At 45.4% G+C, this 12095-nt stretch carries 11 protein-coding genes; 4 read left to right on the top strand and 7 right to left on the bottom strand.

What is annotated here, in order from left to right; all coding sequences use genetic code 11:
• Positions 1-5: 5 nt before the first annotated feature.
• Positions 6-638: a polysaccharide deacetylase family protein gene (locus ABD960_RS17710; protein WP_345333244.1), complete on the bottom strand. Its 633-nt coding sequence runs from the start codon at positions 636-638 to the stop codon at positions 6-8.
• An 82-nt stretch (positions 639-720) separates the two neighbouring features.
• Between ABD960_RS17710 and ABD960_RS17715 the strand changes: the two genes are divergently transcribed.
• Entirely contained in the window at positions 721-2163 is a 1443-nt protein-coding gene (locus ABD960_RS17715; RefSeq protein WP_345333246.1) for a TolC family protein, read from the top strand.
• Between the two features lie 15 nt (positions 2164-2178).
• Positions 2179-3522: an efflux RND transporter periplasmic adaptor subunit gene (locus ABD960_RS17720; RefSeq protein WP_345333248.1), complete on the top strand. Its 1344-nt coding sequence runs from the start codon at positions 2179-2181 to the stop codon at positions 3520-3522.
• A gap of 338 nt (positions 3523-3860) precedes the next feature.
• Here the strand turns inward: ABD960_RS17720 and ABD960_RS17725 are convergent, their stop codons facing one another.
• The 4 genes from ABD960_RS17725 to ABD960_RS17740 are packed head-to-tail and all read right to left on the bottom strand — an operon-like array spanning position 3861 to position 8196.
• Entirely contained in the window at positions 3861-4958 is a 1098-nt protein-coding gene (locus tag ABD960_RS17725; protein ID WP_345333250.1) for a glutaminyl-peptide cyclotransferase, read from the bottom strand.
• Between the two features lie 5 nt (positions 4959-4963).
• Positions 4964-5332 (bottom strand): YraN family protein, encoded by a 369-nt coding sequence (locus tag ABD960_RS17730; protein WP_345333252.1) that lies wholly within the window; start codon positions 5330-5332, stop codon positions 4964-4966.
• Positions 5332-7293 carry a DNA primase gene (gene dnaG / locus ABD960_RS17735; RefSeq protein ID WP_345333254.1) on the bottom strand — a complete coding sequence of 654 codons (1962 nt, stop codon included), beginning with the start codon at positions 7291-7293 and terminating at the stop codon, positions 5332-5334. The genes ABD960_RS17730 and dnaG overlap by 1 nt, the downstream gene beginning before the upstream one ends.
• Before the next feature lie 42 nt (positions 7294-7335).
• Positions 7336-8196, bottom strand: a complete 861-nt coding sequence (locus ABD960_RS17740; RefSeq protein WP_345333256.1) for a DMT family transporter — start codon at positions 8194-8196, stop codon at positions 7336-7338.
• 221 nt (positions 8197-8417) lie between these two features.
• Here ABD960_RS17740 and efp point away from each other — a divergent pair, with 221 nt between their 5' ends.
• Positions 8418-8981 carry an elongation factor P gene (gene efp / locus ABD960_RS17745; protein ID WP_345333258.1) on the top strand — a complete coding sequence of 188 codons (564 nt, stop codon included), beginning with the start codon at positions 8418-8420 and terminating at the stop codon, positions 8979-8981.
• A gap of 92 nt (positions 8982-9073) precedes the next feature.
• On the top strand, positions 9074-9451 hold the full coding sequence (locus ABD960_RS17750) for a PH domain-containing protein (RefSeq protein WP_345333260.1): 378 nt from the start codon (positions 9074-9076) through the stop codon (positions 9449-9451).
• A gap of 20 nt (positions 9452-9471) precedes the next feature.
• On the opposite strand, the gene ABD960_RS17755 is transcribed toward ABD960_RS17750, so the two are convergent.
• Together ABD960_RS17755 and ABD960_RS17760 are read right to left on the bottom strand one after the other, a co-directional pair.
• Positions 9472-10533, bottom strand: a complete 1062-nt coding sequence (locus tag ABD960_RS17755; RefSeq protein WP_345333262.1) for an AI-2E family transporter — start codon at positions 10531-10533, stop codon at positions 9472-9474.
• Between the two features lie 124 nt (positions 10534-10657).
• Complete coding sequence (locus tag ABD960_RS17760) at positions 10658-11938, bottom strand: MFS transporter (protein WP_345333264.1); 1281 nt, start codon at positions 11936-11938, stop codon at positions 10658-10660.
• Positions 11939-12095 lie beyond the last annotated feature (157 nt).

Below are 12095 nucleotides of genomic sequence, written 5' to 3' on the forward strand. Positions count from 1 at the left end.
TAAACTTAATGGGTTTGCACAGGCAGCAACTCAAATGTATAACCCTGGCTTTTCCACAAACCCAAGGCTCTCGGCAATACGTACTCCAACCGGTTAAAGGCCTTCAAACTATCGTGAAATACCACTATTGATCCCGGGCGGGTATATTTTAACGTTTTTTTCAGGCAACGCTCGGGCTTGAGCGTCATGTCAAAATCGCCGCTTAGCACATCCCACATAATAATGTCCAGCTCTGGGTTAAGCGCCTTTAGCTGGTCTGCCTGCGAACGTTTAATGCGTCCGTATGGTGGCCTGAAAAGATTGGTATGCAGCAGTTCGTCTGCCTGTTTAAAGTTATCAAGGTAGGTGTCATCGTCTGTTTTCCACCCCTTAAGGTGATTAAAGGTATGGTTGCCTATGGCATGCTCCTCGCGCTTTACCTGCTCAAAAATTTCCGGGTGCTTGCGTACGTTGTCGCCGATGCAAAAAAAGGTGGCCTTAGCGCCATACTCTTTTAAAATTTTTAGCACATAAGGTGTAACAATAGGTATAGGCCCATCGTCAAAGGTCAAAAAAATGCTTCGGCTGCTCGTTTTAATATCCCATATTAGTTTAGGATAGAGCAGTTTTAACAAACGAGGGGTTTTAAACAGGTACATAGGTACAAATTAAGCTAATTGTTTCATTTTAAAAACAGAAGTTGAGTACAGGTATATTTAGATGCCTTATTACAAAATATTTATGAACCGATATATACTCAAACGTTCCGGGCTTAAACTCTTAATGCTGATGCTCTGCATGCCGGCGGTAAGTGTTTTCGCGCAGGAGAAGATAACCCTGCAACGGGCGGTAGAACTCGCACTCGAGCGTAACCTTACCATTAAGCAGGCACAACTCAGCGAAGCGCTTACCGGCGAAGACCTGAAGCAATCAAAATATAACCGGTTGCCCGATCTGAACGTGAATACGCAAGGCTCATTCAACTGGGGCCGAAGCTTGGATCAGTCAACTTATTCCTTCACCAACCAGCGTATATTTACGGCGTTTGGCTCTTTAACATCACAAATTGTGCTGTTTCAGGGCGGGCAATTGCGTAACCAGATCATCCAGAACAAAATACAGCTGGAGGCTGACCGTACCAACACCACCAAGGTTAAGAACGACCTTATATTGAACGTGGTTACCACTTATCTTACAGTGCTGACCAACCAGGACCTGGTAAAGGCGGCGGGCCAGCAGATAGATATTTCAAAGCAAACGCTTGATCGCGCCAACATCAGCTTTAAAGCCGGTAACCAAACCGTGGCGGACCTGTCACAAGCTAAATCACAACTTTCAACCGCTGAACTTAACCGTACCGACGCGCAAAACCAGCTGGAGCTATCCATCCTGACGCTGAAGCAATACATGGAGATGCCGCCCGAAACACAAATAGAGGTGGTGAGGCCCGATGTAAGCCAGCTCTCGGTACAATCCATATTTAACGCCCAGGAAGTACTAAACACCGCCTTAAATGTTAACCCGGATGTCCGCCTGGCCGAATTACAGCGCGATGTACTGAAACAAGCCGTAAAAGTGGCGCAGGGCGCTTACTATCCAACCCTGGTACTGTTTGCTACTTTAGGTTCAAACTATTCAAGCATTTACCAGCGTGCCGGCCGTCCTTACGCTACCGGGGAGTTTAACCCGATAGGTGTGGTTAATAATGCGGCTCGTGATACTGTAGTTACACCGGCTTTCGCTACACCGTTCACCAAGCCATCGGTATTCGGACAATTGAGTGATAACTTTTACCAGTCGATAGGTTTAAATCTATCAATACCTATCTTCCGTCGCTTTGCTACCCGTACAGCGGTGCGTAAAGCAAAAATTCAATACCAGAATGCCGAAGTTCAGGCTCAATTATCACGAAACAACCTGAGCAAGATCATCTACCAGGCCGTATGGGATGCCCAAGCGGCGCAAAAACGCTATATATCGGCGCAGCAAACCTACCAGGCCAATAAGGATGCTTACAATGCCATATTGCAGCGCTTTAATGTAGGTTTAGTAAATTCGCTCGATCTGAATACATCGTTAACCAATTTTAATAAAGCTGAGTTTGATATGATACAGGCCCGTTACCAGATGGTGTTCAGAAGCAAAGTGATTGACTATTACCTGGGAAAACCGATTTCGTTATAACTATTAATTTGAATCATGGGAAAGACTACAAAATATATTCTGATCATTGCCGGGGTACTTGCGCTGTTGCTGATCATAGGTAAATTGACCGGCTTTTTGGGCGGGCCAAAGAAAACACAGGTAGCTACTGAAAAGGCTGCCGAACGTACCATCACCGAATCGGTATCGGCAAGCGGAAAAGTTAAACCGCACGTTGAGGTAAAAATAAGTGCCGAGGTATCTGGCGAGGTAGTTGACCTGCCAATTAAGGAAGGCGACGTGGTTAAAAAAGGCCAGTTGTTGTGCCGCATCCGTCCGGACATATTGCAATCAGGCTATGAGCGTGCCGTGGCATCATACAATACCCAAAAAGCTACCGTTGGCAATTCGGCTCAGATGTTGAAACAGGCCGAGGCAAACTTTAACAACCAGGCATCCATCTATAAACGTAATAAAGAGCTTTACGAGAGCAAAGTAGTAACCGCTGCCGAGTTTGAAACCGCAAAAGCTAATTACGAGAGTGCCAAAGCCAACCTGGAAGCAGCTAAGCAAAGTGTTATAGGCGCTAAGTTTGGCCTTGATCAATCACAGGCATCTGTAAAAGAAGCTCAGGACAACCTGGCCAAAACGTCTATCTACTCTCCGGTGGATGGCGTAGTGTCCAAACTATCCATTGAAAAAGGCGAGCGCGTATTAGGTACTATCCAGATGGCGGGTACGGATATCATGACGATATCTGACGTGAACGCGATGGACGTTAACGTTGATGTAAACGAGAACGATATTAACCGCGTGGCCGTTGGCAATGAGTCGGACATAGAGGTAGATGCCTTTTTAGGTAAAAAATTCAAGGGTAAGGTGATCGAGATAGGCAGCTCGGCCAACGTGGTGGGTACCAATGCCGACCAGGTGACCAACTTCACGGTTAAAGTACGTATAGACCCGGAATCATATAAAGCCTTAATGGCGGGCAAAGAGGGTACACCGTCGCCTTTCCGTCCGGGCCTTACCGCTACCGTTGAGATCAAGACTAATAATGTTAAGGGCCTGTCGGTACCTATACAATCGGTTACCACGCGCGAAGATGAAAAGAAAAACGCAGCCGCCGACAAAAAAGCGGATGACGATGACGATGACAAAAAACAATTAAGCGCGCCGGTTAAAGAGTATGTATTTGTTTACAGCGCCGGTAAAGTAAAACAGGTGCAGGTAAAAACCGGCATACAAGATGATGCTTACATTCAAATATTATCGGGCGTTAAAGCCGGAGATGAGGTGGTATCAGCCCCTTACTCAGCCATCTCAAAAACTTTGAAGGATAATGAGGAAGTAGAAAAGGTTGATAAATCAAAACTTTTCGGCACAGAAGAAAAGAAGTAGTAGTTTAGTTTATAGTGTTAATATGGAAAAGGGCTTGCTTATGCAGGCCCTTTTTGGTTTTGTAACCATAAATTTTTATTAAGAAATAGTTCGTTACCTGTCCTGAATTTCTTTTGAACGATCAAAAGAAACAAAACTCGCCGGCTATGTCCTGCCCGTTGAAGGGGTGTACCTGGGCAAAGCTTTTACTATTCCGGGCATTACTGATGCCGTAGAATAGGTTATTGAAGACTTGTGCTTTTAAGAAAAATCATTTCGAAGCGTCAGCGAGAAATCTGCCTGCATTCATAGCAGCGCGACAGATTTCTTCTCTCACTCGTTAGAAAGGACAAAATTTATTACAGCGGCAACTCCGATGTCTTTAAAAACTTTACCTGGAAAAGCTTGTCCCAGTTTTTGCCGGTTACAAATATCCGTTTACCCTTGGTATCATAAGCTATACCGTTAAGCACGTCGGCATTGGCGTTGCGCTTCTCTTTTGGGTACAGGCTGCTCATGTCAATTTTTGCTAATACGGCGCCCGTTTTAGGGTCGATAACTAAAATATCATCACTTAAGTAAACATTAGCGTACAGTTTACCGTCAATATATTCCAGTTCGTTAACCTGGTCAATTTGTTTTTCATTGTCGTAAACATTTATGGCGCCGATCTGGTGGTAGTCGTTCTTATCCAAAAATAAAATACTGTTGCTGCCATCGGTGTTGTAAATCTTCTCGCCGTCAAAGCATAAGCCCCAGCCTTCGGTGCCGGCGGTGTAGCTAAAGGTTTTTAACAGTTTGAACGATTTTTTATCATACACATAGCCAATCTTTTCCTTGTAAGTAAGCTGTACTATTTTATCGCCAACTATGGTGATGCCTTCGGCAAAAACTTTTGGGTCAACCATGGCTTGTTGTACTACTTTTCCGGTGTTCAGGTCAACCCTGCGCAGGCTCGACTGGCCGGTTACATCTTCACCTTCCGGTGGGGTAAGATAACCGCCATCGCTTTCAAACAGAAACCCATCATGGTACTCCAACCCCTCGGTGTATGATGAGGTATCATGCGGATAAACTTTCTCTACCTTAAAAGTATAAACATCCGGCGCTTTGGCAGCCAGTAAAACTACATTGCTGGTAACCTCCCGGCTTTTACCACCGGTAAATACGTTGGCGGTAATTACCTTGTTGCCCAACGGCATACCATCGGTTTTAACCACAACGGCGGCGGTATCTTTACGTGAGCCGATACGCAGCGTATCCAGCATATACACTACCGAGTCGATGCTCGTACCTTCTGGCAGGTTAACTTTAACAGCAAGTTCTTTACCACTGTTAATGCTGGTACCGGCTTCCGGGCTTAAGGTAATGTCGGCAGTTTTTGGTTTATCATCACCGCAGCTTGCTGCGGCCAGCAGCACTGCTCCGGCTAAAAAAAGTTTAAGTCGTTTGTTCATAAGTATCAATCAGCAGATGGCCAAAAGGCATCTTCAATATGTTTTAACGTATAATTCCCGCTTTTATTAAACAGTACCGAAATTATATCAAAACGCACATCGCCCTGGTGATTTGTTATGTAGATGTATTCGTCGGCAGCGTGCGCCATCAGGCGTTGCTTGCGGCTGTCAACAAAATCTTCGGGCGCTCCAAAACCGGTTCCGGTACGGGTTTTAACCTCGGCAAATATAATCACCCTGTCTTTATAAGCGATCAGGTCAATTTCGGCCTTGCCATAGGTCCAGTTCTCATCCAGTATTTCATAACCCATATTTTCCAGATAAGTTTTGGCCAATGTTTCGCCCCGGCGACCTAATTCGAGGTGTAAAGCCATTATTTGAGAATTACCGAACCCAGATAATCAGATATATGCTTTTCAACCTTTTTCATGCGCATGTACTGGTTAAGTAATATTTCCTGATCTTGTTCGCCGGGGGTGTTTTGCAGTTCCTTGCGCAGGTTTTCCAATATCTGGGCAACCTTATGTTTTTTAAGATGGAATATTGCGCCCAGTATGGTGGCTTTCATATTCGCCTGTTCATCAGGTACGGCTATTCTGTGCATCTCGTACCAGTTCTCGCTGAGCGTATAACGCGATGCCAGCATGGTTACCGTAAGGTCAACAATATCTTTATCCGCATGGTGAATGTAATGCTGCTCTTCGGGTAATACGCCATTTTCAACATTGGCCCGGTAGTCTTCTACAAAAGCCTTGCAGGCAGTATTATCAAAAGTAACATCGCTCAGCTCGGCTATCATAAACGGCCCGATGTAGGTATTGGCGATGCCGTCCCAATCAATCATGCGGTTACCGTAAAGTAGTAGCAGCCGGATGATTTCACGTTCCTGAGTATAAGCTTCTTCTCTTTTTTCGGTAGATGGAGCGGCTGTTATGCCCGGCTCATCAAAAAACAAATCTTCTGGCGGCGTATCGGGGTGCTGCGATGCACGCTGATTTTGATTGTATTGCTGCTGCGAATCTTTTTTAGCCTTGGTAAGGCGCATTTTATTCAATTCAGACAAAAGCGCACGCTCATCTATCTGCATTATGTGGCTGCACTCCTTAACAAATACCGATGCCTTTATAGAATCAGGTATTTTGGCGATGCTCTCCACTATTTCGCGTATCACCCCGGCCTTACGGATCGGGTCATTACCGGCCTCTTTTAGCAGGATGCCGGTTTTATACAGTATAAAGTCTTTTTTATTTTGATCGATGTAGGTTTTGAAAGCATTGGTGCCTACGCTACGCACGTACGAGTCGGGGTCGTGCCCGTCCGGAAAGGACACAACTTTTACGTTTAGCCCCTCTTCCAATATCATATCCAGCCCGCGTAACGAAGCTTTGATGCCTGCCGCGTCGCCATCGTACAATATGGTTACGTTTTTGGTAAAACGGCCTATCAGCCTGATCTGTTCAACGGTTAGCGATGTGCCTGATGAGGCCACCACATTCTCGATACCCGCCTGATGAACCGATAATACATCGGCATACCCTTCAACCAGGTAGCAGTTATCCTCATCGCGAATAGCCTTTTTTGCAAAGTAAAGGCCATATAAAACGCTCGATTTATGGTATATCTCCGACTCGGGAGAGTTTACATATTTGGGTACGCTTTTATCGCTTTTAAGGGTACGGCCGCCAAAGGCAATCACCCGGCCGGTAAAGCCATGTATCGGGAACATTACGCGGCCGCGGTAACGGTCGTACATGCTGCCGTTGTCGCGCTTAACAGACAAGCCGGTTTCTTCCAGAAATTGCGCCTGGTAGCCCTCTTTTATAGCTGCCGAGGTAAACGCTTCCCACTGGTCGGGCGAGTAACCCAGTTCAAACTTGCGGATAGTTTCGGACGTAAAGCCGCGTTCCTTAAAGTAACTCAGGCCAATACTTTGTCCCTCGTCAGTTTCCCACATGCTGTCCTGAAAAAACTTTGCCGCGAAGCCCGACACGATCATCAAACTTTCGCGGTGGTTGGCTTCTTCACGGTTTTCGTTCGTATCAACCGTTTCTTCAACCTCGATACCGTACTTCTTGGCCAGCCATTTGAGCGCTTCCGGATAAGTGAACTTTTCGTGCTCCATTAAAAAAGTAATGGCCGAGCCACCCTTTGATGACGAAAAGTCCTTGAAAATGCCCTTAGCAGGCGAAACCGTGAATGACGGCGTACGCTCGTTACTGAACGGCGACAGGCCGATGTAGTTAGCCCCGCGCTTTTTTAACTGCACAAAATCACCTATCACCTCCACAATGTCGGTGGCTTCCATTATTCTGTCAACGGTAGCTTTGGTAATCATAGTAACGAATTGCAAAGGTAGGGCAAATGTGCCGACTTTAAATTAAGAAATTTTTGCTGATCTGCTTTTCAAAAAAGTAATGGCGATACCGCCAAGCACAATCAGGCTGCCGATGATCTCGGTAAGGCCCAGCTTTTCGTGCAGTATAATAGCGGCTAATATGCCGGTAACCACCGTTTGGCTTAGCAGGGTGATAGATACTTTAGTAGGTGGCAAAAATTTGATGGCGTAGTTAATGGTGATCCAACCGGCCAGCTGGCAAATAAGGCCGGTAGCTAAGAAATACAGCCAGGTATCCGCCGGAAAATTGACCAGGTTATGCCCGCCACCTATGCGCAACGCCAGCAAAAACACCATTGATGCCAACATGTTATAAAACATAAACGTAAGCGTATTTACACGCTGCAATACGCCTTTACTGGTAACAATATATAGTGAGTAAAAAAAGCTGGCCAGCACGGCAAGCATTACGCCCTCGTTAATATGCAGTGCAATAATATTACGATAACCCACCAGCACTACCATGCCGGCAATGGCGATGATGGTTCCTACCCAAAACAATTTACCGGTTTGCTTGCGTAGTATAAAAAAGCTGATAAGCCCTACCCAAACCGGCGCCAGGTTAGCCAGCAAGGTTGATACCGTGGCGCTTATTTTTAATATGGAGATGTTCCATACAGCAATATCAGCCGCGAAGATGATACCGCATATCAGCGTGATCAGCAAATCCCTGGTTGAAATTTTCAGCATCCCTTTTATAACACAGTACGGCAGCAGGAAAATCCAGGCCATAAAAATGCGGTAAAAAGCTGCGGTAATGGCAGGCTCGGCGGCAAGCTTTACAAATATGGGCGAGAACGAGATGAATATAATGCCTAATGCCAGGCTTGCCTTCGGGTTCATAACACGGATGCGTAACAGCGGCAAACTTAACAAAATTAAACGGTGACATGGCATATAAGGTAGCGCGGCCGGTATACCCTTTCTTTACCGTGCGGATGACACGTAGTAACCTTAATGGTTTATAACTAACCTATTAGCGTGGGCGCAGGCATACTAAATGTAAAATACGGGCTGTCAAATCTCAAATCAAATTCATAAGTTTGCGCCTCAAATATTTTTTTATGGCTAAGGCATCTGATATAAAGAACGGCAATATATTACGCTTTAACGGTGAGTTATTGCAGGTTGAAGAGTTTTTACACCGTACACCGGGCAACTTACGCGCTTTTTACCAGGCACGTATGCGCAACGTAAAAACCGGCAAACTGGTTGAATACCGTTTCCGTACGGACGAAGAGGTTACGATTGCCCGTGTTGAAACCAGCGATTACCAATACCTGTACGAGGATGGCGAGTTTTTGGTGGTGATGGACAATACATCATACGAGCAATTTAACATACCGAAAGCCCTTTTCGGCCCGGCGGTACGTTTCCTGAAAGAAGGTGTTAATGTAATTGTAGCCTTTGAAAGCGATGAGCCGATAATGGCACAGCTACCATCATCAGCCGAGCTTGAAATTACCTATACCGAGCCGGCCGTTAAAGGTGATACCTCAACCAACGCCCTTAAAAGCGCTACCGTTGAAACCGGCGCAGAAATTCGTGTGCCTCTATTCATCAACATTGGCGATAAAGTTAAGGTTGATACTGCTACCGGCGCTTATGTTGAGCGTGTTAAAAGCTAATTGTCAATTCAATAATATTATACAAATGCCTTCATTATCATGAGGGCATTTTTTATTTTGGAGCCTTAAACAAATCACATAAAATAAACTGAATGGGACTTTTTTCGAGCCTTTTGGGTAATGCCGGTGTGGCTAACCCCGACGAGTTAAATAAAGAATACGCCAACCTGCTAACCGAGGGTGAACACATTGAAATTGGCTTTAAGCTGATCCGCGACGTATTCATCTTTACCAACAAGCGCCTGATACTGGTCGATAAGCAAGGCATAACAGGCAGTAAGGTAGAATACATTTCAATCGCTTACAAAAGCATTTCGAGGTTCAGCGTTCAAACCTCCGGGCATTTTGACCTGGATGCCGAATTACGCATCTGGATCTCGGGCGAAGTTCAGCCCAGCCTTACTAAAAAATTCAACAAGCAGGTTAACGTGTACGATCTGCAGCGTATACTCGCGCAGCACGTATTGTAGTATTCAAGCACAGATCGGGCTTATTCCAGTTCGATCTGTGTATCTTCTGTTTGCCGTTTTACATAAAGCTCATCAATCAACACAATTACTACGGCCAGTATCGGCGTAGCCAACAATATACCCAGTACGCCCGATAAGGTACCCATCAGCACCTGGCTGATAATGGTAAGCGCAGGAGGCAGGTCGATCATCTTTTTCTGCACCATCGGGGTAATAATATTACTCTCCAGGGTTTGTATCAAAATATACATTACCGCTACAATAATTGCGGTATTCGTGCTATCCAGAAAACCAAGCAGCACCGCGGGCACCATGGCCATCAGCGGACCAAAATTCGGTATAAAATTAAGCAAGCCTGCCAGTAACGCTAAAGTTAATGCCATAGGTATTCCGATTATACTCAAGCCGGTAAAAGTTAATGTGGCAATAAGACACATGGCCAACAGCATACCCTTCATCCAGCCTTTCAGCACAAAGCTTAACCGGTCCATAACCGCATGAGCCTGCGCTTTTGCCGGTGGTGGTACCAACTTTATGATGCCATTTTTGTATAATGACGGGGCCGAGGTAAAGAATATACCGAGGAATAATATAATATACAAATCGCCTAATACGCCGAAACTGGTGCTGAAAAAGCTCTGCGCCGTAGTCATCAGTTTTGTTGAATCGTAACTGGATGCCTTTTCCACAATCTTAGCGCCCCAGGTGGTTTGCTGCAATTTTGACTGTGCTGCTTTTACTACTTTAGGGAATTCATCACTCAACGAGGCAACCTGGTGCTGTATGGTATTACCCATAAACCAAAACAATGTGCCTAATAAAGCAAACGTTCCTAATACGGATATAATTACACATGGAGCGCGTTTCCAGTGCGTTAACCGCTGTATCATATCAGCGAAGCCATGAAAAAATACCGCTATCAGCGAACCGGCAAAAACCATCAGCAGCACGTTAAAGGCTACCCGTAGTATCAATATCAGGCAAACGGAAAGCGCCAGTATACCTACCACTATCCATACCTTATGTGCAAATGAAAGTTCCTGATCCGTTTTACCTATCGGCCTGTGTCGAGGTTCTACCATGTTATATATCTATATCCTATCAAATACTTTTTAAATTGTATTTGTTTTCGGCCGATACGCTTTTTATTCCTTAGCAGAATAACGGATAAACAAACAGGGCAGCTATGTTGGCTGCCCTGTTTGTTTATGATAAAGCCTCGTTAAGGCTCTCGGCCTGTTGCACTGCAGGTGGCGCGGTGGGTTTGTTTTTAATCATTACGCTTACCCGGTAAACCATGTACAGGCAAAGCACTATTGCAATACATACCACGTAGCCCAAAACATCATAATGCTGCAAAGGCCCATGTTTATGCGGCTGGGTAACAATTAAACCGGCACACAGGGCGGCAATACCACCGGCCATTTGCTGCAATGACGAATTAACGCTCATGAACGCGCCGCGGTCAATCATTTCGGGTATAGCCGTTGTAAGCGCGGTTGATGGGATAATGCGCCCCATAATGCCGATAAACATGATCATGTTTAATACCACTACTTCCCACAGCGGCACCCTCGGCAACTGGGTATAAATCAGTATCATCACGACAGCCAGCGCGGAGCCTGCGGCAAAGAGCTTGAATTTGTCGTATCTGTCACTTAATTTACCAATCATCGGCATAATGATGATGGATGCCAGGCCACTGCATAAAAACACCGTTGGCAATTGTGCTTGTGAAATACCAATATTGTTAATAAGATAAGCACTTCCGAAAGGCATCATCATAAACCCGCCTATTGAAAGGAAGGCCGTGGCTAAAAAACCGGTTTGATACTTGCGGTTGGCGATGGCATGCCACAAATGCAAAAATGGATTAGTATCTTTTTGTAACCCGATATGTGTAGTTACCGGCTGCATACGCAAAAACACCGTAAGGCCGATAACAATCGCTAAAAACACAATCATGATGAAGGGTGCATGCCACCCCCATTTGTTAGCAAAGTACAGCCCAACAGGTATACCCAGCACCTGGCTGGCGGCAAAGCCCATTTGCACCACGCCCATTACCCGGCCACGCTGGTTAATCTCGAATACATCTGTAACAACGGCTAATGATATAGCGCCGATAACGCCGCCAAACAAGCCGGTGAAAATACGTGCGCCAAGCAGCATCCAGTAACTATTGGCCAGGCCGCAGCACAACGTGCCGATGATAAAGCCGGTATAAAAGAAAAGCAATAGCTTTTTACGGTCAAATTTGTCGGCAAATCCCGCGGCCAGCAAGCCCGATGCGCCGGCACTGAAAGCGTATGATGATACCACCATACCGAACCGCGACGGCGTCATATCCAACGATTTCATCAGGATATCACCCAGCGGGGAAAGCACCATAAAATCAAGCACTACGGTAAATTGCAGTAAGGCCAGCAGAGCGATAAGTAATTTTTGATAAGCGGTAAATGTTACCGCTGTTTTATCAGGTTTCATTTGTTTATGCGTTTAACCATCTGACAAGGCTTATTGAGTACTATCGCCATGCCGATGATAGCTTGTTCAGGTTTATTGACGAATGATTTACGGAAAGATTTTCAAACACCCTAAATTTTCGCGCTTTCGTAATTAAATACACACGTTCATACTTTAA

Origin of the sequence: Mucilaginibacter defluvii (assembly GCF_039543225.1) — a bacterium.
GTDB lineage: Bacteria > Bacteroidota > Bacteroidia > Sphingobacteriales > Sphingobacteriaceae > Mucilaginibacter > Mucilaginibacter defluvii.